The sequence below is a fragment of the Nocardia sp. XZ_19_231 genome, from assembly GCF_015355705.1.
GTDB classification, from domain to species: Bacteria; Actinomycetota; Actinomycetes; order Mycobacteriales; family Mycobacteriaceae; genus Nocardia; species Nocardia salmonicida.
Map to the genome: position 1 here is coordinate 1,080,617 of NZ_JACUZI010000003.1, position 22,535 is coordinate 1,103,151.

A 22,535-nucleotide genomic window follows, 5' to 3' on the forward strand; every position below is an offset into this window, starting at 1 on the left:
CACTGACGATCGGCTCCAACGGGATGGACACGTCCGCAGCGGCGTCGCGCCGCGGATTCACCCCGCCAGAAGGCGTTTCACTCACGCCCAAAAGGTTATATCACCCGACGACGACCGCCGGTCCGCTGCTTGTGTGCAGCGGACCGGCGGTCCTACCTTCGAGCTACCGGGCAGCGGAAGCCCGAAGGTCGGGTCACGCGACCTCCCGACAAGGTCGCGGCCCTCGCGGCCCGGGCGATTACGAGGGCGGCCCGGGCTGGATTATCAGGCGTCGCGGCGGTTGACCAGCACGAGCGCCCCGGCGAAAACGATCGCCACGAAGACGGCGAAGTAGATCAGACTGCCCCATACTCCCCAGTGCCAGTCGCCGGCGTACTCCTCGACGCTCAGGAATCGGTTCGCGTTCTGGAACGGCAGGAACGGCTTCACGGTGCGGCCGAAGCTGCCGAACGCGCCGAGCAGGTTCTCCACCAGCAGCGACCACAACACGATCAGCGAGATGGCCGCGGCGGACTGCCGGACCAGCACACCGACGCCGATGGCGAGCATGACGCACAGGAAGGCATAGATCGGAACGCTGTAGAGGGCTCGCCAGTTGCCGTCGAGCACGAGACCGGGAGCGTCGTCACCGACGATCACCTTGGCCACGATGAAGGCGATGAGCGAGAGGACACCGGTCAGCACCGCCGCGTACACGCCGACCAGCGCGGTCTTGGACAGCACGACCTTGGACCGGTTCGGGACGGCGAGGAAGCTGGAGCGGATGACGCCGAAGCGATATTCGCTGGTCACCGTCAACGCCGCCATGATCATCAGCACCATCACGCCGAAGCTGGAGACACCCGATACCGCGACGGTCGGGGTGAGCAACGGCGGGCCCTCCTCCGAGTTGCCCGCGGTGTCGGCATTCGTGACCAGCGCGATCAGCAGAGCGAGGCCGATACCGAGGACCACTACGACCGCCGAGCACCACCAGGGCGAACGGGTCGAGGTGAGTTTGATTCGTTCCGCTGCGAGCACGCCCATCAGAGCGCACCTCCCATCGCCTGGTCGAAGCTTTCACCGTGGTACTCCACGGCGCCGCCGGTCATCCGCATGAACGCTTCCTCGAGCGAAGCCTGCTGCGGCGCCAGCTCGTAGAGCGTGACGTTGTTCGTGCCCGCCACCTTGCCGACCTCGTCGGAGGAGACGCCCGCGACGATCAGCGCGGCATCGCCGTCTTCCTTCACGGTCATGCCGTGCGAGGTGAGCAGGCTGCGCAGCTGATCCAGTTGCGGGCTGCGCACGCGCACCGACTGCTCGGAGGCGCGGTCGATGAACTCCTGGGTGGTGCCGTCGAACATCAGCTGACCACGACCGATGACGATGAGCTGCTCGGCGGTCTGCGACATCTCCGAGAGCAGGTGACTCGACACGAGCACCGTGCGACCCTCGGCGGCCAGGCGCTGCATGAACCGGCGGATCCACAGGATGCCCTCCGGGTCGAGGCCGTTGACCGGCTCGTCGAACAGCAGCACCTTCGGGTCGCCGAGCAGCGCGCCCGCCAGGCCGAGGCGCTGGGACATACCGAGCGAGAATCCGCCCGCGTTCTTGTTCGCCACCTCGGACAGGCCGACCAGGCGCAGGACTTCTTCGACCCGCGACTTCGGGATGTCGTTGGAGGCGGCCAGCCACTCCAGGTGGGCGCGCGCCGAGCGGTTCGGATGCACCCACTTGGCATCCAGCAGCGCGCCGACCTGCGTGAGCGGGCGTTCCAGCTGCTGGTACCGCTTGCCGTCGATGAGCGCACTGCCCGCCGTCGGCTTGTCCAATCCGAGGATCATCCGCATGGTCGTCGATTTACCGGCACCGTTGGGTCCGAGGAACCCGGTCACCAGTCCTGGTCGGACGGTGAACGTGAGGTCCTGCACCGCGACGGTCTGGCCGAATTGCTTCGTCAGGCCCTTCAGCTCGATCATGAGCCCTAGCTTGCCTGACAACCCACGCAACGCGCGTCGCCGAGAAGTAGCGAGTCGGGTCATCCTCGAGGATGACCTTCGACCCTTAGACGGCTGGGGAAGAAGCCTGAGCCCAGAAACGCTTGGGGATGCGGCCCGCCTGCCTGGCCAGGTAGCCGGCGCGCACCGCCGCCGACATCGCCGATGCCATGAGTTCGGGCTCTTTCGCCCTGGTCACGGCGGTGGCGAGCAGAACCGCCGAGCAGCCGAGCTCCATGGCGAGGGCGGCGTCGCTGGCGGTGCCGATGCCCGCGTCGAGGATGACGGGAACCCCTGCGGCGGCGACGATCATTTCGATGTTGTGGGGGTTACCGATGCCGAGGCCCGTGCCGATCGGAGAGCCGAGCGGCATCACCGCGGCGCAGCCCGCCTCCTCGAGACGGCGCGCGAGAACGGGGTCGTCGGTGGTGTACGGCAGGACCACGAAACCGTCGTCGACGAGCTTCTCGGCGGCATCGAGGAGTTCGAAGGGGTCGGGCAGGAGGGTGCGGTCGTCGGCGACCACCTCGAGCTTGACCCAGTTGGTGTCGAGGGCCTCGCGGGCCAGCTGGGCGGTGAGCACGGCCTCGGCGGCGGTGCGACAACCTGCGGTGTTGGGCAGGAGAGTGATGTCGAGGCGCTTGAGCAGGTCGAGCACGCCGGTGCCGCCCGCGGCGTCGACTCGGCGCATGGCGACAGTGGTGAGCTCGGTGCCCGACGCGATCAGGGCCTGTTCCAGGACTGCGAGGTTCTCGGCGCCGCCGGTGCCCATGATCAGGCGCGAACCGAACTCCTTGTCCGCGATACGCAACGGCGCAACGGACTCAGCCACCCTGCACCGCCGTGAGCACCTCGATGGTCCAGCCGCGACCGACCGGCTCGTCCCAGCGGGATTTCGAGAAGACCGCGCCATCGACCGCCAATGCCACCCCCCGGCAGGGCAATTCGAGCTTTGCCAGCAGTTCGCGGACGCTGAGCGGCTCGGGGAACTCGTGGTCGACACCGTTGACGGTGACGCCGATCGGGATGGTCGAGGTCATCGAACTCCTCCTTGCGACAGAGATGGCATCTGCGATGCCGGAAAACGTTGGGGTGAAGCGGCTTCGACTACCGCGGGGGTGGCGCCGTCGAGCAGTGCGGGCACGACCGCGGCAGTGAGCGCCAGGGTGAGCATGCCGTTGCGACCGTGACCGGTGGCGGCGACGACCCGGTCGTCGAGGTGGCCGAGCAGCGGGAGGTTGTCGGGTGTTCCCGGCCTCGAACCCGCATTCGCTTCGGCCAATTCGTATTCGGCGATGCCGGGCAGGATGGTCTCGGCGTCGGCGATCAGGTCACGGACACCACCGACGGTGACAGTGGTGTCGAAGCCCGCTTCGTATTGTGTTGCGCCGACGACGATTCCGTCTTCACGGGGGACCAAGTAAACCTGTCGGCCGTGGACCCGGGCGCGGATCACCCTGGTCGGCGGCGGGCTGACGCCGGGCCTGCGACGCAACCGGAGGATTTCGCCCTTCACCGGGCGCACCGGCAGGCCGGGCCAGAGCTCGGCGGAGCGGGCGCCCGCCGCGAGGACGACCCGGTCGTGCGGTAGATCGTCCAGTGCGACAACAGCTTCGGTGCGGATCTCGACACCGGCCCCGGCGCAGGCGGACTGGAGAGCACGCAGTACCCGCCGGTTGTCGATGGCGGGTTCGGTCTTCGCGTGCAGGCCCGCGCGGACGGTGCGCGCGAGTGCGGGTTCCAGCGCGCGGACTCCCGCCCGGTCGAGCACTCGCAGGTCGTGGCCGAAACCGGCCAACCACTCCGAGACGGTGCGCAGATCGGTGGCATCGGCGCTGTCGAGAGCGACGGTCAGCGTCTCATCGGCCACGAACATCGACTCGCCGGAGATCGCGCGCAGGCTGTCACCGAAGGCGGACCACTCGGCCAGCGCGGCCGCGCCGAAAGCGAGCACGCGATCCTCACCGGGCCAGCCTTCCGACAGCGGAGCGAGCATTCCACCGGCCACGAAGGACGCGCCGCGCGCCGGTTCCGGGTCGTAAACGGTGACCGTCCAGCCCGCCTCGGCGGCCCGCCATGCGACGGCGAGTCCGACGGCGCCGCCGCCAACGACCGCCAGAGTCCGCATCACGTTCCACCTGTCCTTTTTTGCCTATCGCCCGCCACGGCGTTCGCACTCCAACGGTAGCGCGACTACCGTCGTGAACGTGCAGCCCTCCCATCCGAACCGTTCCGTCCCGCCCAGGGAGCGTCTGTCGAGTGCGCTGCTGTATCTGTGCACCGACGCGCGCCGGGAGAAGGGCGATCTGGCCAGATTCGTCGACGCCGCGCTAGCCGGTGGCGTCGACATCGTGCAGCTCAGGGACAAGGGGTCACCGGGCGAAGCCGAATTCGGCGCGCTGGAGGCCAAGGCCGAGCTGGGCGCGCTCGCCGAGATCAAGGCCGCGACGCGACGTCACGGCGCCTTGCTCGCGGTGAACGACCGCGCCGATATCGCCCTGGCCGCGGGCGCGGACGTGCTGCACCTCGGCCAGGGTGACCTGCCGCCCACCTACGCGCGACGCGTCGTCGGCCCCGATGTGGTGATCGGCCGCTCCACCCACAACCGCAATCAGGCGGGCCTGGCCGCCATCGACGGCCACCTCGACTACTTCTGCACCGGCCCGATCTGGACCACGCCGACCAAGCCCGGCCGCCAGGCCGCAGGCGTGGACTTCATCCGCTCGACCGCCGAGTCCCATCCCACGCTCCCCTGGTTCGCCATCGGCGGCGTCGACGCGCAGCGACTGCCGGAGGTGTTGGCCGCTGGTGCCCGCCGCGTCGTCGTGGTCCGGGCGATCACCGAGGCCGCCGACCCGGAAGCCGCGGCCCGCGAACTCAAACAAGCACTACTCGACGCGAACTGAGCGCGGGCAGACAGCGACGCTGCCCGCCACTCAGGCGAGGACGTCGGCCCTGGTGAGGGTCGGGCCCTCGGTCGGCTCGGCGTCGAGGACCACTTCGATGCCGGGGCCGTCGACCCGGGCGTGCAGCCAGAAGAAGCCCTGGTCTGGCAATTCAATTGTGCGGGGAAGCGCCTGCGCGAGTTCGGTATCGGCCTCGAGCCGCACCCGCAACGGCACCGCGCGCAGTTCGATCCAGGAGGAGGCGAAGCCGGGATGCAACGGAAGGTCGGCGACCTCGTCCTCGGGAACCCAGGCCAGTTCGGCGGATTCCTTGTTGGCGACCGTGGGGAGTTGGCTGTCGGCGTCGGCGATGACGGTGATGTAGGTCCAGCCGCTCGCGGCGGTCATCGTCAAGCGTTCGGCGCGTACGCGGAGCAGGTCGGCGGTGATGCCCGCTTCCTCCTCCGCCTCCCTGACGGCCGCGTGCTCGGGTGACTCGTGCGAATCGCGTGCGCCGCCGGGCAGCGCCCAGGTACCGCCCTGATGACTCCACGGCGCCCGGTGCTGCAACAGCACCGCCGACCCGCCACCGGGCAACGGCGCGCGCAGCAGTAGCCCCGCCGCACCGAACTTGCCCCAGTGCTTGACCCCGTCAGGGCTCTTGTACCAGCCGTCTCCGTCGCCGCGCATCCCATACTCTTTCCTCCGAGCAGCCGAACAGCAACCGCTTCGGGGGTATGTGAGGGGCTGCGCTACCCGTAGGCCCACAATAAACTCCGCACAGGTAGGTGTGCACGAACAGCGCCGGGAGGTGAACGATGGACGAACCGGGGAATCGCAATGCCTCGACCGAGGTGGCGGCCGTCCGTGTTCGCCCGTCGCCGCAGGCCACGGCAGGTGCGAAGCCTTCCGAGACCTCGGGAGCCGCGCCGGTGACACCGCGCTGGGCGCCGTTGCGCCGACCGACTGCGACCGTGGACCGGCCGCCCGCGCCCGACGTCAGAGCGTTGCGCGCGCAGTTCCAACCCGCCCGCTTGCGCAGCTTCGCGCACTCTTCGCCGGGGCGGCTGGTTGCCGCCGGACTGGTCCTGATGGTGCTGTGCGTGACCGCGGGCGCGGTGACTTCGACGACTGTGAGTGAGCGTCAGCAAGCTCTCGGCGTCCTGCTCGACGACACCGAACCCGACGCGCATTCGGCCAACCACCTCTACACCTCGCTCTCGATCGCCGACGCCGCCGCGGGCACCGCCTTCATCGCGGGCGGACTCGAACCCAAGGCCGTGCGCGACCGCTACACCCAGGCCATCGGCGAAGCCGCCGCGGAGCTGGTGACGCAGGCCGGACACGTCTCCGACGAAGAAGCGGCCGACCCGTCGGGCACCGATCGCCGGCTGCGCACCGGCATCGCGACCGGGCTGCCCGTCTACAGCGGGCTGATCGAGACCGCACGGGTGAACAACCGCAACGGCTACCCCGTCGGCGCGGCGTATCTGAGCGAGGCATCGCATCAGATGCAGACCGGCTTGCTGCCGATGGCCGAGGAGCTGGAAGACCATCGGTTCGACGCGGTCACCGCCGCGCAGTACCGGCACGTGCAGCCACCGTGGACGGCGATCGCGCTGCTGGTGGTGGCGCTCGGTGCGCTGATCTGGGTGCAGGTCGAGCTGGCGCGGCGCTCGCGCCGGTTCTTCAATATGGGCCTGCTGATCGGCACCGGCGCGCTGGCACTGACGCTGATCTGGACGGTTGCGGCCGGATCGTTGTCCGCGGTGGCGATGATTCGCTGCCGGGACGAAGGAGCGGTGCCGTCGGCGCGACTGGCCGAGAGTCGAATCCTGGTGCAGCAAGCCAGATCAGCGGAAATGGTGAAGCTGGTTCGCCGCGATGCGACCGGCGACTACGACCGCACTTTCGATACCAATGCCGCCCGGCTCAACGAGTTGCTCGCCGGTTATCCCGATGACGCCCCCGCGCGCGACGAAGTGGCGCACGCGCGGGCCGCGCTGACCCGCTGGCAGTCGGCCCATCAGCGGATGAACGACACCCTCGAACGTGGCGATTTCACGGGCGCGGCCGCCGTGGCCACCGGTCCGAGCGCCGCAGATTCGGCCGCCCAGGTCGACGCACTCGACCGGGCACTGGACAAGGCGGGCGCGGTGACACGAGACACCTTGCGCGCGAAGGTCTCTCAGGCGATCGACGTGCTGTCTTTCCTCGCCCCCGGCGCATTCGTGCTCGGGATCGCGGCGGCGGCTTGCGTCGTGCTCGGGTTGTGGCCGCGGCTGCGGGAGTACCGGTGAGACGCGGGCGCGTTTTCGCGGCGCTGGTGCTGGTCGGGCTGCTCGCCGGCTGCTCCGACAGCACACCCGCGCCCGATCAGCGCGGCGTCTATTCCGAACCGCCGCTGCCCGCCAAGGCGATTCCGATCGGCACCGATACCCCCGTGCCCGCTACCGGTGGCGAGCAGTGCGGTGATCCGACCGCGAGTCTGCGGCCGAGCACCGCGTCCGGACCGACGGTCGATGCCATCCGCGCGCGCGGCAGGCTCGTCGTCGGACTCGACGCGGGCAGCAATCTGTTCAGCTTCCGCGATCCGCTCAGCGGCCGCATCGTCGGCTTCGACGCCGATATCGCCCGCGAGATCGCCCGCGACCTGCTCGGCAACCCCGATCTGATCGAATACCGCAGTCTCGCCTCGGAAGAGCGCGAGCGCGCATTGCAGGATCACACGGTCGACCTGATCGCGAAGACGATGACCATCACCTGCGAGCGACGTCAGCGAGTGGCGTTCTCGACGGTGTATCTGCGGGCCGACCAGCGGGTGCTCGCGGTGAAGGATTCCGGTATCGGCGGCCTCGCCGATCTGGCGGGCAAGCGCGTGTGCGTGGTGCGCGGCACCACCTCCCTCGATCACATCCGCCGCGACCAACCCGCCGCCACGATTCTGACGGTGCCGACCTGGGCCGACTGCCTGGTGGTGCTGCAACAACGCCAGGTCGACGCGGTGAGCACCGACGACTCGATCCTGGCCGGTCTGGCCGCTCAGGACCCCTACACCGAGGTGGTCGGCGGCAGCATCAGCGCCGAGCCGTACGGCATCGGTATCCCCAAAGGCGACGACGACCTGGTGCGTTTCGTCAACGCCACCCTGGACCGCATCCGCAACGACGGCACCTGGACCCGCATCCACCGCCGCTGGCTCGCGACCCTCGGCGAGACACCGAGCCCGCCCGCACCGAAGTACCAGGACTGACAGCCATGAGCACCGATCCCGTCAATGGCGAACTGGGACAAACCGATCCGGACCCGGAGCTCGGCGCCGAGTCGACGCCTCACGATCCGGCGCCCGACCCGGAACGGCGCGAGCCGACCCAGCTGACCCAGCGTCAGCGGCCGGGCACGCTGCCGGGTGGGTGGACATTGCCCGGCGACGACGAGACGCGGCCGTTGCCCAAACTCACCGCCGAGGCGGCCGCGGAGTTCGCCCGACAGCAGGCGAGCAGCCGCGACCACACCCCGGCGACCGATGCCACCCAGCGAGCCGAAGAGTTAGGCGCCGTCGAGCGATCGGGCGAGATTTCCCAGGCCGCAACGGCACAGCAGGCGGACGAGCAGCTCGCCACACAGCGGGCGAATCGTCCCCCGGAAACCGAGTCAGCGGCGTACGCACCGACCGAAGCGGCACCGCGCACCGCGCCGTACGCGCCGACCGAAGCCGCGCAGCGGGACCCCATGACCGCGCCGTACGCGGCCACCGAGGCCGCTCAGCGTGGCACGCAGCCGACTCCGGTCGATCCCGAATCCTGGCCGTCCACGCCGCAGACCGGCGGGGGTACCGCACGGTCGGGGCGCAGCGTGCGAACGGCGCGGTCGCGACCCACCCGACGGCTCGGGGCCGGGCTGGTGCCGATTCCGACGGTGACCCCGGCCGATCCGCGTGCTGCCGTGCTGGCGGATCCGATGGTGTCGGAGGGGCGGCGGTTCTGCTGGCGCTGTAGCAATCCGGTCGGGCGTTCGACGCCGGCGCGGGCGGCGGCGACCAGTGGTGAATGCGAAACCTGCGGGGCCGCTTACGATTTTCGGCCGTCGCTGCACGAGGGCGATATGGTCGCCGGGCAGTACGAGATCCAGGGATGCATCGCGCACGGCGGGCTCGGCTGGATCTATCTGGCCATCGACCGCAATGTGAGCGATCGTTGGGTGGTGCTCAAGGGGCTGTTGCACGCGGGTGATGCCGAAGCGCAGGCCGTGGCGGTGGCCGAACGGCAGTTCCTGGCCGAGGTGGCGCACCCGAGCATCGTCAAGATCCACAACTTCGTCGAGCACACCGCGGGTGACGGGTCCATCGGCTACATCGTGATGGAGTACGTGGGCGGCCATTCGCTGCGTGACATTCTCGACGCACGGCCGCGTGGCGAGCAGATGCCGCTGGCCGAGGCCATCGCGTATGTGTTGGAGATCCTGCCCGCGCTGGAATATCTGCACTCGATCGGTCTCACCTACAACGACCTCAAGCCCGACAATGTGATGGTCACCGAGGACCAGGTGAAGCTGATCGACCTCGGCGCGGTCGCCACCATCGACGCCTACGGAAACCTGTACGGCACCAAGGGTTTCCAGGCGCCGGAGATCGCCAAGACCGGACCGACGCCGGCCTCCGACGTCTACACCGTCGGCCGGACGATCGCCGCGCTCACGCTGGCACTGCCCAGCGAACACGGCCGCTACCTCGACGGCATCCCCGACCCCGCCGACGAGCCGCTGCTCGCCCGCTACGAGTTCTTCCATCGATTCCTGCTCACCGCCACCGATCTCGATCCGGCACAGCGTTTTCCGTCGGCACGGGCGATGTCGGCGCAGCTGGCCGGTGTGCTGCGCGAGATCCTCGCCTTCGACACCGGCACCGAACATCCACAGCTGTCCACAGTGTTCAGTCCACAGCGCACCAGCTTCGGAACCGAGGAACTGATCAGCCAGACCGACTCCTACCTCGACGGTGTCGGTCGCTCACCGCTACTGGATTCCCGCGATGTGGTCGCCGCACTCCCGATTCCGCTGATCGACCCCGCCGACCCGTCGGCTCCGCTGCTGGCCGCGACCGCCAACCCGGAACCGGAGCGGGTGCTCGAGGCGCTGCACGACTCCCGCGAGCGCGCCGAAGCCGACCCCGCCAACGCGCCCGAAACCCTGGCGGGCGAGCTGCTCTTCGCCGAGGCGCGTGCGCGGCTGGAACTGGGCGAGTCGGCGGCGGTTCTGCACATGCTCGACCGGTTTCCCAACGAAACCGATTGGCGCACGGACTGGTTCACCGGTCAGGCGTATCTGCTCGAACTCGACTACGAAGCCGCCTTCGCGTCGTTCGAGGCGGTGCTGCGGGTGCTGCCGGGGGAGATCGCGCCCAAGCTGGCGCTGGCCGCCACCGCCGAACTCATACTGCAACACTGGGATTCCGTGGCGCCCGAACAGTGGCGCAGCTTCGCCGAACGCTATTACGACACCGTGTGGCGCACCGACCGGGCCGTGGTGAGCGCGGCATTCGGCCTCGCCAGGCAGCTGGCGGTGGCGGGGCGAGTCGGTGAAGCGGTACACGCGCTCGACGACGTGCCCGCCGCGTCCCGCCATTTCACCACCGCCCAGACCACATCGATCCTGTTGCTGCTCACCAGCTCCCCCGTCGCCGAACTCGACGAACAGGTCCTGCGACTGGCTGCCTCGCGCGCCCAGTCCGTCGCCCCCGGCGAGCACCGGGCCACCCTCATGCGCACCCTGGTCCAGGGCACCGCGTTGGCCTGGCTACAGGCCGGGAACACTCCGAAACGTAAGGACGCCAAGCTGTTCGGGCGTGGCTTCACCGAACGCGAACTGCGCGACGGCACCGAATCCGGCCTGCGTTCCCTCGCCCGCAACGCACCGGACCGGGACCACCGCTACGCCCTCGTCGACCTCGCCAACTCGCTGCGCCCCAAATCCTGGTTCTGAGCCGGAGCTCAGCGCCCGCCGACCAGTTCGTGGGCCGCGCGCGCGATGGCCAGTTCCTCATTGGTGGGTACCACCAGCACCGTCACCGGGGCGAAGTCCGGCGAAATGCGGCGGATGCCAGGGGCTCTCGTCTCGTTGCGGGCGGGATCGATCTCGATACCCAGGGCTTGCAGCCCCGCCAATGCGTCGGCGCGCACCGCCGGACTGTTCTCGCCGACACCGGCGGTGAAGACGATGTCGTCGACGGTGCCGAGTTCCACGAGATAGGCGCCGAGGTAGCGGCGCAGGCGGTGGATGTAGACGTCGTAGGCGAGCTTCGCCTGGGTGTCGCCACCGTCGATCAGCTTCTGCAGCTCGCGGAAGTCGTTCACCCCGGACAGGCCCTTGATGCCTGAGTTGCGATTGAGTAGTTGTTCCACCTCGCTCACGTCGAGGTCGGCCGCGCGCATGAGGAACGGCATCACGCCGGGGTCGAGATCGCCCGGCCTGGTGCCCATCACCAGACCTTCGAGCGGGGTCATGCCCATGGTGGTGTCGATCGCGACGCCGCCCTGGATCGACGAGGCGGACGCGCCGTTGCCCAGGTGGAAGACGATCTGGTTCAGCTCTTCGGTCGGCCTACCCAGGTATTGCGCGGCCTTCTCCGACACGTACTGGTGCGAGGTGCCGTGGAAGCCGTACTTGCGAATGCCGTGGGCGGCCGCCAATTTCGCGTCGATGGCATAGGTCTTGGCCGCGTCGGGCAGGGTGTGGAAGAACGCCGTGTCGAAGACCGCGACCTCGGGAATGTCGGGCAGCAGCTCTCGCGTCGACTCGATGCCGACCACATTGGCGGGATTGTGCAGCGGCGCGAGCACCGACAGCTCGTCGATCGCGTGCAGCACATCGTCGGTGATCAGGGTCGGTTCCCAGAACACCTCGCCGCCGTGGACCACCCGATGCCCGACCGCGCCGATTCCGATCGTGGTCAGATCGAGGCCGGTCTCACGGAACATCTCGAACGCCCGCAGCAGACCGGCCTTGTGGTCCTCGATCGTGCCGTTGTACTCGAGCTTGGCGGGGCCTGCCTCGTGCACGATCCGCCCACCGTTCGACTCGCCGATCTTCTCGACCAGCCCGGACGCCAACACCTCTGCCGAGACGGCGTGCAGTAGTTGATATTTGATCGACGAAGAGCCGCTGTTCAGCACCAGGACGAGATCGCTCACTTGCCGTCTCCCTGTGCCTGGATGGCGGTGATCGCCACGGTGTTGACGATGTCAGCGACCAGCGCGCCGCGCGAAAGATCGTTCACCGGTTTACGCAGCCCCTGCAGCACCGGCCCGATCGCGACCGCACCCGCGCTGCGCTGCACCGCCTTGTAGGTGTTGTTGCCGGTATTGAGGTCGGGGAAGACGAAAACCGTTGCCTTGCCGGCTACTTCGGAATCGGGCAGTTTGGCGCTGGCGACGGCGGGTTCGATCGCGGCGTCGTACTGGATCGGGCCTTCCACCGGCAGTTCCGGCGCGCGTTCGCGCACGAGTTCGGTTGCCGCGCGGACCTTGTCGACATCAGCGCCGGTCCCGGAGGCACCGGTCGAGTACGACAGCATCGCCACCCGCGGGTCGATCCCGAACCGGGCGGCCGTGCCCGCCGAGGACACCGCGATATCGGCCAGTTGCTCCGAGGTCGGATCGGGCACCACGGCGCAATCGCCATAGGCGAGAACACGATCGGCCAAACACATCAGGAACACGCTCGACACCGTGGAGACGCCGGGCACCGTCTTGATGATCTCGAATGAGGGACGGATCGTGTGCGCGGTGGTGTGCGCGGCGCCGGAGACCATGCCGTCGGCGATCCCCTTGTAGACCATCATGGTGCCGAAATACGAGATGTCGGCCATGGTTTCGCGCGCACGCTCGAGCGTCATGCCCTTGTGCTTGCGCAGTTCGGTGTATTCGGCGGCGAAGTCGTCGAGGTAGCCCGAGGTGCGCGGGGCCAGCACCTCGGCGTCGGCGATGTCGACACCGAGCTCGGCGGCACGGGCACGAACCGAGGCCTCGTCACCGAGGATGGTGAGGTCCGCGATCTTGCGCTGCAGCACCCGTCCGGCGGCGCGAATGATGCGGTCGTCGTCGCCCTCGGGCAGCACGATGCGTTTGCGATCCGCGCGGGCGCGTTCGATCAGCCGGTACTCGAACATCTGGGGTGTCACCACCGTCGAAGTCGGAACCTGAATGCGCCGCAACAGTTCCGGTGCGTCGACCCGCTGCTCCATCAGCGCGAGCGCGGTGTCCACCTTTCCCGGACTGCCCGCCCACATCCGGCCACGGGTGCCGTGCACGGCACTAGCGGTGTCGTAGGTGCCCAGTTCGGTGGCGAGGATGGGCAGCCTGGGCTGCAGACCCTCCATCAGCCGCGCGATCGCCGGATGCGGGCGAAGGCCGCCGTTCATGATGACCCCGGCCAGCGACGGAAAGCCCGCTGCCTCATGGGCATTCACCAGACTGAGCAGGACGTCGGACCGGTCGCCGGGCGCGATCACCACCACACCGTCGGAGAGTCGCTCCAAGATGTGTTCGGCGGTCATGCCGCCGACCATGATGCGCAGCGCTTCACGCTGCAGCAACTCCGGGTCGCCACTGTAGATTTCGCCCTCGATGGACTCGCACAGCTCGGCCATCGTCGGCGCCATCAGCAGCGGCACCTCGGGCAGGGTCCACGACGGCACATCGAAACTCGCCAGCGTGGTGGCGATTTCGTCGAGCTCGTCGGGAGCGCAGCGATTGGCCACGATCGCGACGAGGTGAGCGTGCTCGGTGGTGAGCTCGGCGGTACACAGTTCGACCAGTTGCTTGACCTCGCCGGGCGTGCGGTCCGCGCCGCGAACGACCAGCAGCACCGCCGCGCCCAGGTTCACCGCGATGCGGGCGTTGAAGCGCAGCTCGCTCGGGCTGGCGACGTCGGTGTAGTCGCTGCCGACGATCACCACCGCGTCACAGGCCTTCGCGACGTCGTGGAACCGCATCACGATGTCGCTGATCGCGGCGGTGGGGTCGCGATGCACGTCCTCGTAGGTGACGCCGATGGCCTGTTCGTAGCTGATATCGGCAGTACTGTGCTCGAGCAGCAGTTCGAGGATGTAGTCGGGTTCGTCGGCCGAGCGGGTGATCGGACGGAACACGCCGACGCGTGCGGTGGTCGCGCAGAGCATGCCGAGGACACCCAGTGCGACCGTGGATTTTCCGGTGTCACCCTCGGGTGAGGCGATGTACACGGTGGACGGCGCTTGTTCGACCATGCTCGCGAGCTTAGTGAATTGTCGGCGATTCAGGGGTCCGGTGTGGTCCGATCGGTCGCGTTATAGTCCGCCCCGGTCGGGCTATAGTCCGCCCCATGACATCGCAGTTCCCGGATCGGCAGTGGGGTTCGCGCACCAATCCCCTGTCCCGCGCAGCCAACCGTTTCGCCGCGACCAAGCCGGGGTCCTGGCTGGTCCGCACGATCACCTCGCTCGACCGCGCCCTGCTGGAACGCACCGACGCCAAGTACACCGTGCTCGGCCCGATCGGCGCCCCGGTGATCCTGCTCACCACCACCGGCCGCAAGTCCGGCGTCGCCCGCACCCAGCCGCTGCTCTACGTCCACGACGGCGACACCCTGTACGTGATCGGCTCCAACTTCGGCCAGGAACGCCACCCCGCGTGGACCGCCAACCTGCTCGCCGACCCGTCGGCCACCGTCGCCATCGCGGGCGAGCGCATCCCGGTCACCGCCACCCCGGTCCCCGACGCGGACCAGGACGCGATCTTCGCCCGCTTCGTCGAGATCACCGGCGCCTACGCCGCCTACCGCGAGCGCACCACCCGCGATCTACGCATGTTCGCCCTGCGCCGGACCATCTGACCGGGTCCGCGTACCCGAGGTGCCCCGCGACGTCCCGGGCTCGTCAGGCCCGGGACGCCCTCGCGCATCAGACCTTGTCGACTTCGCCGTTCGACAGTGCCTTCTGCAGGGAGTTGAACACCGTCAGACCCTGACCGACCATGCCGTTGAGCAGTTCGCCGACGCCGTCGGGGCCGTTGAGGACGGTGAGGTTGGCGCCCGCCAGGCCGTGTGCGGCTTGCTTGACGATTTCGGGGAGTTGTTCGATGAGCATCTGGTCCAGTGCGATTCGGTTGTTGGACGCTGCCGCTTCGGCCTGAATGCGGGTGCGGTCGGCTTCGGCCACCGCGAGGATGCGGACGCGTTCCGCCTCCGCCTCAGCAGGTTTCACCACTTCGGCTCGGAGTTGCTGTTCGCGGAGTTCGGCGTTCTTGCGCGCCTGCTCGGCCTGAGCGTGCAGGACGGCCTGCCTGGCGATGGCGTCGGCGAGCGGGCCCGCTTGTGCCGCTTCGGCATTGGCCTTGTCGATGTCGCGCTGGTACTCGGCCTTGAGGATGGAGGTTTCGCGCTCGTATTCGGCGCGACGACGCAACGACTCCTGTTCGGCTTCGGCGGAGCGCTGGGCGGCCTGGGCCTGGGCGATCTGGGCATCACGCTGGACCGCCGCGTTGTGCGGTGCCGCGAGCGCGTTGATGTAGCCGAGATTGCCGTCGTCGATGCTCTGGATCTGGAACGAGTCGACCCACAGGCCGATATTGCTCATCTCCACCTTGGAGGCGATGAGGACCTCGTCGGCCAGCTTCTGGCGTTCGCGGATGATTTCCTCGACGGTCATCGAGCCGACGATCGAGCGCAGGTGACCGGAGAAGATCCGGCCGGTGAGCACCGACATCTCCTGTTCCTGTTCGGACAGGAAGCGTTGTGCCGCATTGACGATCGACTGGGTGTCGTTGGCGACCTTGAACGCGATCACCGCACGCACATCGAGTTGGATGGCCTGCTTGGTCACGCAGCGCTCGCGGATCTCGGACTCGAACATGGCCAGCGACAGGTAGCGGACCTTGCGGAACAGCGGCATCACCCAGGTGCCGCGTCCGATGACCACCTTGAACGGGGTGTCGTCCTTGGTCTTGGCACCACTGACCAGCATGGCTTCGTCGGGATCGGGTACGTGATAGCCCAGCATCGCGGGCCCCTTTCATTCTGAGGGAAGCGGAATCCAAGTGACCACATCGACCAGCCGCCCCGGATGGACAGCGACGATCAACACGGTGGTCCAGGCGGCGATCGGCTCATCGGCTCGGGCGAGGTAGAGCTCGGTACCCCCGCGAATCGAGATCAGCACCTCACCCAGTGCGCCCGCCTCCCGAATCGGTGACGTGATGGTGCCCGTCATGCCGTGCACGGAATCGGTCATCGCGGGTGAACCTCCCTGTCTCGCACCGGATGCCGTCAGAGTACGGAGCGTCGGCTATAAGCCGGTAGTAAAATTCTTATTGACAGTATCCTGTCAAATATGACAGGATACTGTCATGTCGATCACAACAGTTCACGTAGCCGTCTACGACACCCTCGCCGACTGGGAAGTGGGGGCCGCCACGGCGCACATCGCCAACGGAAACTGGCACCGGGAGCCCGGAACGTTCGAGGTCGCGACGGTCGGCCTCACCACCGAACCGATCACCACCATGGGGCGCCTGCGAGTAACGCCCGACCTCGCCCTCGCCGATCTCGATCCGGCCGACAGCGCGATGCTGATCCTGCCGGGCGCGGACCTGTGGATGAGTGGGGACCTGAACGCGTTCGCGCACAAGGCGAAGGAGTTCGTCGACGCCGGGGTGCCGGTGGCCGCGATCTGCGGCGCCACCTTCGGTCTGGCCACGGTGGGCTTGCTCGATGACCGCGCACACGCCAGCAATGCGGCGGAACTCCTTGTCTACAGCGGATATTCGGGTGCCGAGCACTACGTCGAGACGGCGGCGATCACCGACCGTGACGTGATCACCGCGGACGGCATGTCACCGTTCGAATTCGCGAGAGAGATCTTCGCGCGCCTTGACCTGTACGAACCGCACGTACTCGAGGCCTGGTACAAGCTGTATGCGCAGAAAGACCCGGCCGGGTACGCCGCGCTGGCTGAATACGAGGAGACCCACGCAGCTTGAACTCCGAACAGGACTTACTCGACGGCGCCGCCCTCACCGTCTTCCGGCTCAACGGTCAGTTCCTGACCATCGGTGACGGGCTGTCCGCACCGGCCGGGATCTCGGTGGCCTGGTGGCAGGTGATGGCCGCCGTGCAGGAACAGCCACAGCCGGTGGCCGGCATCGCCCGTGCGATGGGCATCACCCGGCAGAGCGTGCAGCGGATCGCGGACCTGCTGGTCGGCAAGGGCATGTGCGAGTACCGACCCAACCCGGCACACAAGCGAGCCAAGCTGGTCGCGATGACCGAAGAGGGCCAGGCCGCCATTCGGCGCATCGACCCGCAGCACGCGGCCATGGCGCACCGGCTGGCGAAGGCACTCGGTCCGACCGAGTTCGCAGCGACGGTCGCGACCCTCACTCGCCTCGCGGCGACCCTCGACACGATCATCGCCGACGAGGACTAGCCGGAACACGTCGACGCCCCCACCACCGGACGGTGATGGGGGCGTCGATTCGGCGCGGAGCTCAGCTCTGCAGGCCGGCCTCGATCTCGAGGGTGAGGGTGATCTTGTCGCCGATCACGGCGCCGCCGTCAGGCAGCGGCATGTCGATGTCGAGGCCGAAGTCGCGGCGCGAGACCACGGTCTTGGCTTCGAAGCCGGCGACCGGGCCGTTGCCCATCCCCGGGCTGACACCGAGGAACTCGACCTCGAGGGTGACCGGCTTGGTGTTGCCGCGCACGGTGAACTCGCCGTCGACGACGAAATCGCTACCCTCGCCGCGGAATCCGGTGGACTTGAAGGTCATCAGCGGGAACTGCTCGGCGTGGAAGAAGTCGGCGGTACGCAGGTGACCGTCGCGCTGGGCGTTGTCGGTGGTGAGGGAGTCGACGCGGATCTCGGCGTGTGCGGTGGCGGTGCCGTCCTCGGCGATCACGAGGGCGCCGTCGAAGTCGGTGAAGCGACCGCGGACCTTGCTCACCATCAGGTGGCGTACGGAGAAGCCGACGGTGGAGTGGGTGGGGTCGATGGCCCAGGTGCCTGCGGTGAGTCCCTTGGCGATGGCGGTGGTCATGAGTGTGCTCCTTCTAAGGGGGTTGGATCAGTGGGGAAGATTTGCTGCGAGTAGGTCTTCGAACGGGGTCGTGTCGAGATAGGGATCGGTCGGCCGGGTGGCCGTCCTGCCGAGTAGCAATGCGCTGAATTCGGTGGCGGCGCGGTCTATTCGGTTGTTCAGCGCCTGGTCGGCGCCGTTGGCGCCCCAATCGGTCGAGGCCGCGTAGACCGCGGTGGGCACGACGATCGAGCGCAGATAGGCGAACAGCGGACGCACCGCGTGCTCGAGAGCAAGGGAGTGCCGTTCGGTGCCGCCGGTGGCGCCGGTCAGCACCGGCATCGCGGCCAGCGAATCCGGTTCCAGCACATCGAAGAACGTCTTGAACAGACCGCTGTACGAGGCGCTGAAAATCGGTGTGACGGCGATCAGACCGTCGGCGGTGACGACCTTGTCGATCGCCGCCCGCAGCGACGGGGCGGGGAACCCGGTGAGCAGGTTGTCGGCCAGTTCGCGGGCGTGATCACGCAGGTCGACGAAGTCCAGCTCCGCGTCACCGCCCAGTTCCCGTGCCGTCGCGGCGGCCAGCCGGTCGGCCAGCAGTCGCGTGGACGAGGGCTGCGACAACCCGGCCGACACCACGGCGATGCGGGTGGTCATGCGGTCAACTCCTTCGTTCGTGCGGCCACCAGCGATGCGTGGGTGGGCGCGTCGGGCACATGCGCGGGACGTCGGGCCGCGAATTCCTTGCGCAGCACCGGAATTACCTCCTCGCCGAGCAGGTCGAGCTGCTCGAGCACCGTTTTCAACGGCAGTCCGGCATGGTCGACCAGGAACAGCTGGCGCTGGTAGTCGCCGAAGTGCTCGCGGAAGGTGAGCGTCTTCTCGATGACCTGCTCCGGGCTGCCCACGGTGAGCGGGGTCTGCTCGGTAAACTCCTCCAGCGACGGTCCGTGCCCGTAGACGGGCGCGTTGTCGAAGTAGGGGCGGAACTCGCGGACCGCGTCCTGCGAGTTCTTGCGCAGGAACACCTGTCCGCCGAGTCCGACGATGGCCTGGTCGGCGCTGCCGTGGCCGTAGTGCTCGTAGCGACGGCGGTACAGGTCGATCAACCGCTTGAAGTGGTCGGTGGGCCAGAAGATGTGGTTGGCGAAGAAGCCGTCGCCGTAGTACGCGGCCTGTTCGGCGATCTCCGGGCTACGAATCGACCCGTGCCAGACGAACGGCGGCACGTCGTCGAGCGGTCGCGGCGTCGAGGTGAACGACTGCAGCGGCGTACGGAACTTGCCTTCCCAGTTCACGACGTCTTCGCGCCACAGCCGGTGCAGTAGAGCGTAGTTCTCGATGGCCAGGGGGATGCCGTCGCGGATGTCCTTGCCGAACCACGGATAGACCGGGCCGGTGTTGCCGCGACCGAGCATCAGGTCCACCCGGCCGTCGGCCAGGTGCTGCAGCATCGCGAAGTCCTCGGCGATCTTGACCGGGTCGTTCGTGGTGATCAGCGTGGTGGAGGTGGACAGCAAGATGTTGTCGGTGCGCCCGGCGATATAACCGAGCATCGTGGTCGGCGAGGACGGCACGAAGGGTCGATTGTGGTGCTCGCCCATCGCGAACACATCGAGACCCACTTCCTCGGCCTTCTGCGCGATCGCGACCATCGCCTTGATCCGCTCGGCCTCGGTGGGGGTGCGGCCGGTGGTGGGATCGGTGGTCACATCGCCGACGCTGAAGATTCCGAACTGCACGGGCCCTCCTTTGGTTGCCATGGCAACTATAACCAGCGAAGGGGCCAACCTATTCCGATGAGGCGCAGGTCACATGATCAGGCGGAGAACGGGCGGCGGGTCCGGCCGATCAGGTCGGCCACCGAGTCGACCACCATGGTCGGACGGAACGGGTAGGCCTCCACCGAGGACTTGGTCGAGATGCCGGAGGTCACCAGCACCGTGCGCATACCTGCCTCCAGCCCCGCGATCACGTCGGTGTCCATCCGGTCGCCGATCATCACCGTCGACTGCGAATGCGCACCGATCTGGCGCAGCGCCGAGCGCATCATCAGCGGGTTCGGCTTGCCGACGTAGTACGGCTCCTTACCGGTGGCCCTGGTGATCAGTGCCGCGACCGAACCGGTGGCGGGCAGGACGCCGTCGCGGGAGGGGCCCGTGGCATCGGGGTTGGTGGCGATGAACTTGGCGCCGCGATCGACCAGGCGGATCGCGGTGGTGATGGCCTCGAAGGAGTAGGTGCGGGTCTCGCCGAGCACCACGTAGTCGGGATCGCTGTCGGTGAGCACGTAGCCGATCTCGTGCAGCGCGGTGGTGAGGCCGGATTCGCCGACCACATACGCGGTGCCGTTGGGGCGCTGGTCTGCGAGGAACGTCGCCGTGGCCAGCGCCGAGGTCCAGATCGACTCCTCGGGAATGTCGAGGCCGGTGTGGCGCAGGCGGGCCTGCAGATCGCGCGGAGTGCGGATCGAGTTATTGGTGAGCACGAGGAACGGGATCTCGTTGGCGCGCAGTTCGGCGAGGAACTCGTCGGCGCCGGGGATCAGCTGATCCTCGTGCACCAGCACGCCGTCCATGTCGGTGAGGTACGACAAGATCTGCTCATCCTTGGTGGTCACCAGTTAATTGTCCGCTAAAACTCGGCATGGTGGGTGACGAAACAGCGTGGGCGCGGATGACCGACCGCGCGCTAGTGTCGTGATGGCAGGGGTCAACGGACGACAGGAGTGGCTGGAATGGTTGAGCTCAAGCTCGGGTACAAGGCATCGGCAGAGCAGTTCGGGCCGCGAGAGCTGGTCGAACTCGGCGTCGCCGCCGAGCAGCACGGCCTCGACAGCGCGACCGTGAGTGACCACTTCCAGCCATGGCGCCACGACGGCGGCCACGCCCCGTTCTCGCTGGCCTGGCTGGCGGCCGTCGGCGAGCGCACCGAACGCATCCAGCTCGGCACCTCGGTACTCACCCCGACCTTCCGCTACAACCCGGCCGTGATCGCGCAGGCCTTCGCCACCATGGGCTGCCTGTACCCGGGCCGGGTGATGCTCGGTGTCGGAACCGGCGAGGCGCTCAACGAGATCGCCACCGGCTACAAGGGCGAATGGCCCGATTTCAAAGAGCGCTTCGCCCGCCTGCGTGAAGCGGTGAAGATGATGCGCGAACTGTGGACCGGAGATCGCGTCGATTTCGACGGCGAGTACTACCACACCGTCGGCGCCTCCATCTACGACGTTCCCAAGGGTGGAATCCCCGTCTACATCGCCGCAGGCGGCCCCGTGGTGGCCAGGTACGCCGGTCGCGCGGGCGACGGCTTCATCTGCACCTCGGGCAAGGGCATGGACCTCTACACCGAGAAGCTGCTGCCCGCCGTCGTCGAGGGCGCCGCCAAGGTCGAACGCGATGTCGCCGAGATCGACAAGATGATCGAGATCAAGATCTCCTACGACACCGATCCCGAACTGGCCCTTCAGAACACCCGCTTCTGGGCCCCGCTCTCCCTGACCCCCGAACAGAAGCACGACATCACCGACCCCATCGAAATGGAAAAGGCCGCCGACGCCCTCCCGATCGAACAGGTCGCCAAGCGCTGGATCGTCGCCAGCGACCCCGACGAAGCCGTCGCCAAGATCAAGCCCTACCTCGACGCCGGCCTCAACCACCTGGTCTTCCACGCCCCCGGCCAAGACCAACTCCGCTTCCTCGACCTCTTCAAGCGAGACCTCGCCCCCCGCCTGCGCGCCCTGGGCTGAGACCGGTCTGCTCAGATCCCTGGCCGGGCGCCATTAACGGCGCCCGGCCAGATATCGATCCATGGTCACGAACACCGGAACGACACAAGGAAATGAACCATGGGATTGTGGATCGGTAGCCTCACGCTGAACGCCAACGAGAACGTCATCTGGCAGAAGCTCGCCAATCGAACACAAGGCGGCAGGGCCATCGGCGGACGCCTCCACCTGACCGAAACCCGACTGCTCTTCGTACCCAATCACCTCGACGCGATCATGGGCGGCAAGCGCTGGGAAGCGCCGCTGACCCAACTGCGCGGCGTCGGGCGGCAAAGCCCGGATGGCGGGCTGTTCAGCGGCGGCATCCGCACACGTCTGCGCGTCGACACCGACGCCGGAACCGAACTTTTCGTCATCGATCCGATCGACGAGGCGATCGCGATTCTGGACGCCGCAAGGACAGATACCCGGAGCTAGCTCAGGACGTGGTCCAGGTCGCCGAGGAAATCTTCGAGGTCTTCAGCACCTCGACTAGTCACAGTTCGGCAACATCCTGCCGGTTCAGCCCTGCCGGGGCGGCAGGGGTGGACACCTCTCACTAAGTCGGCAGAATATTGCCGGTATCCCACTATTTGAGGTACCCTAACTTCGCCGATGGAAAATTCGGCGGAATTCTGCCGACTGAAGGCGGCTGCGAATATGTTGCATGCGGTGGGCGCGAGGATTCGGGCGGAGCGGCGCCTCCATCACTTGACGCAGGAGCAGCTTGCCGAAATTGCGGGCACCTCGACCCGAACGGTCCGCGATATCGAGCAGGGGCGAGGTTCACCCAGCATCGGGACTGTCGCAGCGGTGGCCGCCGCGCTGGGGCTATCCCTGGCGGTCACGCCATGACAGA

Annotated in this window: 24 protein-coding genes; 10 read left to right on the plus strand and 14 right to left on the minus strand. The window is 67.7% G+C overall.

All coding sequences use genetic code 11. The annotated features are described in order from the left end of the window. Window positions 1-264: 264 nt before the first annotated feature. The 5 genes from IBJ82_RS18220 to thiO all read right to left on the minus strand — a co-directional run bounded on the left by IBJ82_RS18220 (window position 265) and on the right by thiO (window position 4,104). Entirely contained in the window at window positions 265-1,026 is a 762-nt protein-coding gene (locus IBJ82_RS18220) for an ABC transporter permease subunit (RefSeq protein WP_194827027.1), read from the minus strand. Beyond that, on the minus strand, window positions 1,026-1,958 hold the full coding sequence (locus IBJ82_RS18225) for an ABC transporter ATP-binding protein (RefSeq protein WP_194827028.1): 933 nt from the start codon (window positions 1,956-1,958) through the stop codon (window positions 1,026-1,028). The genes IBJ82_RS18220 and IBJ82_RS18225 overlap by 1 nt, the downstream gene beginning before the upstream one ends. Window positions 1,959-2,043: 85 nt before the next feature. Then, a complete protein-coding gene (locus IBJ82_RS18230) occupies window positions 2,044-2,808 on the minus strand; it encodes a thiazole synthase (protein ID WP_194827029.1) in 765 nt (254 codons plus the stop codon). Next, window positions 2,801-3,016 carry a sulfur carrier protein ThiS gene (gene thiS, locus IBJ82_RS18235; RefSeq protein WP_056814965.1) on the minus strand — a complete coding sequence of 72 codons (216 nt, stop codon included), beginning with the start codon at window positions 3,014-3,016 and terminating at the stop codon, window positions 2,801-2,803. The genes IBJ82_RS18230 and thiS overlap by 8 nt, the downstream gene beginning before the upstream one ends. After that, window positions 3,013-4,104: a glycine oxidase ThiO gene (thiO, locus tag IBJ82_RS18240; protein WP_194827030.1), complete on the minus strand. Its 1,092-nt coding sequence runs from the start codon at window positions 4,102-4,104 to the stop codon at window positions 3,013-3,015. Before thiO ends, thiS begins: the two co-directional genes overlap by 4 nt. A gap of 79 nt (window positions 4,105-4,183) precedes the next feature. Here thiO and thiE point away from each other — a divergent pair, with 79 nt between their 5' ends. Then, window positions 4,184-4,882, plus strand: coding sequence for a thiamine phosphate synthase (gene thiE / locus IBJ82_RS18245; RefSeq protein WP_194827031.1), 699 nt, complete (start codon window positions 4,184-4,186; stop codon window positions 4,880-4,882). 30 nt (window positions 4,883-4,912) lie between these two features. On the opposite strand, the gene IBJ82_RS18250 is transcribed toward thiE, so the two are convergent. Next, window positions 4,913-5,551, minus strand: a complete 639-nt coding sequence (locus IBJ82_RS18250; RefSeq protein ID WP_194827032.1) for an NUDIX domain-containing protein — start codon at window positions 5,549-5,551, stop codon at window positions 4,913-4,915. A gap of 128 nt (window positions 5,552-5,679) precedes the next feature. Between IBJ82_RS18250 and IBJ82_RS18255 the strand changes: the two genes are divergently transcribed. Genes IBJ82_RS18255 through IBJ82_RS18265 form a run of 3 tightly spaced genes read left to right on the plus strand, consistent with a single transcriptional unit; the run spans window position 5,680 to window position 10,840 of the window. Continuing rightward, on the plus strand, window positions 5,680-7,161 hold the full coding sequence (locus IBJ82_RS18255) for a hypothetical protein (RefSeq protein WP_228537180.1): 1,482 nt from the start codon (window positions 5,680-5,682) through the stop codon (window positions 7,159-7,161). Then, on the plus strand, window positions 7,158-8,114 hold the full coding sequence (locus tag IBJ82_RS18260) for a glutamate ABC transporter substrate-binding protein (protein ID WP_194827033.1): 957 nt from the start codon (window positions 7,158-7,160) through the stop codon (window positions 8,112-8,114). Before IBJ82_RS18255 ends, IBJ82_RS18260 begins: the two co-directional genes overlap by 4 nt. Before the next feature lie 5 nt (window positions 8,115-8,119). Then, entirely contained in the window at window positions 8,120-10,840 is a 2,721-nt protein-coding gene (locus IBJ82_RS18265; RefSeq protein ID WP_228537181.1) for a serine/threonine-protein kinase, read from the plus strand. A gap of 8 nt (window positions 10,841-10,848) precedes the next feature. Here the strand turns inward: IBJ82_RS18265 and IBJ82_RS18270 are convergent, their stop codons facing one another. Continuing rightward, a complete protein-coding gene (locus IBJ82_RS18270; protein WP_194827034.1) occupies window positions 10,849-12,048 on the minus strand; it encodes an acetate kinase in 1,200 nt (399 codons plus the stop codon). Beyond that, window positions 12,045-14,123 carry a phosphate acetyltransferase gene (pta, locus tag IBJ82_RS18275; protein WP_194827035.1) on the minus strand — a complete coding sequence of 693 codons (2,079 nt, stop codon included), beginning with the start codon at window positions 14,121-14,123 and terminating at the stop codon, window positions 12,045-12,047. The genes IBJ82_RS18270 and pta overlap by 4 nt, the downstream gene beginning before the upstream one ends. Before the next feature lie 95 nt (window positions 14,124-14,218). Between pta and IBJ82_RS18280 the strand changes: the two genes are divergently transcribed. Further along, window positions 14,219-14,728 carry a nitroreductase family deazaflavin-dependent oxidoreductase gene (locus IBJ82_RS18280; protein WP_194827036.1) on the plus strand — a complete coding sequence of 170 codons (510 nt, stop codon included), beginning with the start codon at window positions 14,219-14,221 and terminating at the stop codon, window positions 14,726-14,728. 67 nt (window positions 14,729-14,795) lie between these two features. Here IBJ82_RS18280 and IBJ82_RS18285 read toward each other — a convergent pair whose 3' ends face one another. Both IBJ82_RS18285 and IBJ82_RS18290 read right to left on the minus strand, forming a co-directional pair. Beyond that, on the minus strand, window positions 14,796-15,893 hold the full coding sequence (locus IBJ82_RS18285; protein ID WP_194827037.1) for a flotillin family protein: 1,098 nt from the start codon (window positions 15,891-15,893) through the stop codon (window positions 14,796-14,798). A 12-nt stretch (window positions 15,894-15,905) separates the two neighbouring features. Beyond that, window positions 15,906-16,124 (minus strand): hypothetical protein, encoded by a 219-nt coding sequence (locus IBJ82_RS18290; RefSeq protein WP_056814983.1) that lies wholly within the window; start codon window positions 16,122-16,124, stop codon window positions 15,906-15,908. Between the two features lie 115 nt (window positions 16,125-16,239). Here IBJ82_RS18290 and IBJ82_RS18295 point away from each other — a divergent pair, with 115 nt between their 5' ends. Then, window positions 16,240-16,872: a DJ-1/PfpI family protein gene (locus IBJ82_RS18295; RefSeq protein ID WP_194827038.1), complete on the plus strand. Its 633-nt coding sequence runs from the start codon at window positions 16,240-16,242 to the stop codon at window positions 16,870-16,872. Next, window positions 16,869-17,318, plus strand: a complete 450-nt coding sequence (locus IBJ82_RS18300) for a MarR family winged helix-turn-helix transcriptional regulator (protein WP_194827039.1) — start codon at window positions 16,869-16,871, stop codon at window positions 17,316-17,318. Before IBJ82_RS18295 ends, IBJ82_RS18300 begins: the two co-directional genes overlap by 4 nt. A gap of 61 nt (window positions 17,319-17,379) precedes the next feature. Here the strand turns inward: IBJ82_RS18300 and IBJ82_RS18305 are convergent, their stop codons facing one another. The 4 genes from IBJ82_RS18305 to IBJ82_RS18320 all read right to left on the minus strand — a co-directional run bounded on the left by IBJ82_RS18305 (window position 17,380) and on the right by IBJ82_RS18320 (window position 20,488). Next, complete coding sequence (locus IBJ82_RS18305; RefSeq protein ID WP_056814989.1) at window positions 17,380-17,928, minus strand: YceI family protein; 549 nt, start codon at window positions 17,926-17,928, stop codon at window positions 17,380-17,382. A 27-nt stretch (window positions 17,929-17,955) separates the two neighbouring features. Next, on the minus strand, window positions 17,956-18,567 hold the full coding sequence (locus IBJ82_RS18310) for an FMN reductase (protein ID WP_194827040.1): 612 nt from the start codon (window positions 18,565-18,567) through the stop codon (window positions 17,956-17,958). Then, window positions 18,564-19,652, minus strand: coding sequence for an LLM class flavin-dependent oxidoreductase (locus IBJ82_RS18315; protein WP_194827041.1), 1,089 nt, complete (start codon window positions 19,650-19,652; stop codon window positions 18,564-18,566). Before IBJ82_RS18315 ends, IBJ82_RS18310 begins: the two co-directional genes overlap by 4 nt. A gap of 77 nt (window positions 19,653-19,729) precedes the next feature. Further along, the gene (locus tag IBJ82_RS18320) at window positions 19,730-20,488 is read right to left on the minus strand and encodes an HAD-IIA family hydrolase (protein ID WP_228537393.1); all 759 of its coding nucleotides are present in this window, start codon (window positions 20,486-20,488) and stop codon (window positions 19,730-19,732) included. A 159-nt stretch (window positions 20,489-20,647) separates the two neighbouring features. On the opposite strand from IBJ82_RS18320, the gene fgd reads away from it, so the two are divergent. From fgd to IBJ82_RS35380, 3 genes are all read left to right on the plus strand, one after another. Next, window positions 20,648-21,658: a glucose-6-phosphate dehydrogenase (coenzyme-F420) gene (gene fgd / locus IBJ82_RS18325; protein ID WP_194827043.1), complete on the plus strand. Its 1,011-nt coding sequence runs from the start codon at window positions 20,648-20,650 to the stop codon at window positions 21,656-21,658. A 99-nt stretch (window positions 21,659-21,757) separates the two neighbouring features. After that, a complete protein-coding gene (locus tag IBJ82_RS18330; protein WP_194827044.1) occupies window positions 21,758-22,114 on the plus strand; it encodes a hypothetical protein in 357 nt (118 codons plus the stop codon). Window positions 22,115-22,336: 222 nt separating this feature from the next. Continuing rightward, entirely contained in the window at window positions 22,337-22,531 is a 195-nt protein-coding gene (locus IBJ82_RS35380; protein ID WP_194827236.1) for a helix-turn-helix transcriptional regulator, read from the plus strand. The last annotated feature ends 4 nt before the right edge of the window (window positions 22,532-22,535 follow it).

Excerpts from the sequence above, each read along its gene's own strand:
- IBJ82_RS18305 (WP_056814989.1), bottom strand. The coding sequence starts at position 17,928 with ATGACCACCGCCATCGCCAAGGGACTCACCGCAGGCACCTGGGCCATC.
- pta (WP_194827035.1), bottom strand. The coding sequence starts at position 14,123 with ATGGTCGAACAAGCGCCGTCCACCGTGTACATCGCCTCACCCGAGGGT.
- IBJ82_RS18265 (WP_228537181.1), top strand. The coding sequence starts at position 8,120 with ATGAGCACCGATCCCGTCAATGGCGAACTGGGACAAACCGATCCGGAC.
- thiS (WP_056814965.1), bottom strand. The coding sequence starts at position 3,016 with ATGACCTCGACCATCCCGATCGGCGTCACCGTCAACGGTGTCGACCAC.
- IBJ82_RS18255 (WP_228537180.1), top strand. The coding sequence starts at position 5,680 with ATGGACGAACCGGGGAATCGCAATGCCTCGACCGAGGTGGCGGCCGTC.
- IBJ82_RS18220 (WP_194827027.1), bottom strand. The coding sequence starts at position 1,026 with ATGGGCGTGCTCGCAGCGGAACGAATCAAACTCACCTCGACCCGTTCG.
- fgd (WP_194827043.1), top strand. The coding sequence starts at position 20,648 with ATGGTTGAGCTCAAGCTCGGGTACAAGGCATCGGCAGAGCAGTTCGGG.
- IBJ82_RS18295 (WP_194827038.1), top strand. The coding sequence starts at position 16,240 with ATGTCGATCACAACAGTTCACGTAGCCGTCTACGACACCCTCGCCGAC.
- IBJ82_RS18285 (WP_194827037.1), bottom strand. The coding sequence starts at position 15,893 with ATGCTGGGCTATCACGTACCCGATCCCGACGAAGCCATGCTGGTCAGT.
- IBJ82_RS18330 (WP_194827044.1), top strand. The coding sequence starts at position 21,758 with ATGGGATTGTGGATCGGTAGCCTCACGCTGAACGCCAACGAGAACGTC.
- IBJ82_RS18250 (WP_194827032.1), bottom strand. The coding sequence starts at position 5,551 with ATGCGCGGCGACGGAGACGGCTGGTACAAGAGCCCTGACGGGGTCAAG.
- IBJ82_RS18290 (WP_056814983.1), bottom strand. The coding sequence starts at position 16,124 with ATGACCGATTCCGTGCACGGCATGACGGGCACCATCACGTCACCGATT.
- thiO (WP_194827030.1), bottom strand. The coding sequence starts at position 4,104 with ATGCGGACTCTGGCGGTCGTTGGCGGCGGCGCCGTCGGACTCGCCGTC.
- IBJ82_RS18225 (WP_194827028.1), bottom strand. The coding sequence starts at position 1,958 with ATGATCGAGCTGAAGGGCCTGACGAAGCAATTCGGCCAGACCGTCGCG.
- IBJ82_RS35380 (WP_194827236.1), top strand. The coding sequence starts at position 22,337 with ATGTTGCATGCGGTGGGCGCGAGGATTCGGGCGGAGCGGCGCCTCCAT.
- IBJ82_RS18280 (WP_194827036.1), top strand. The coding sequence starts at position 14,219 with ATGACATCGCAGTTCCCGGATCGGCAGTGGGGTTCGCGCACCAATCCC.
- IBJ82_RS18310 (WP_194827040.1), bottom strand. The coding sequence starts at position 18,567 with ATGACCACCCGCATCGCCGTGGTGTCGGCCGGGTTGTCGCAGCCCTCG.
- IBJ82_RS18320 (WP_228537393.1), bottom strand. The coding sequence starts at position 20,488 with ATGGACGGCGTGCTGGTGCACGAGGATCAGCTGATCCCCGGCGCCGAC.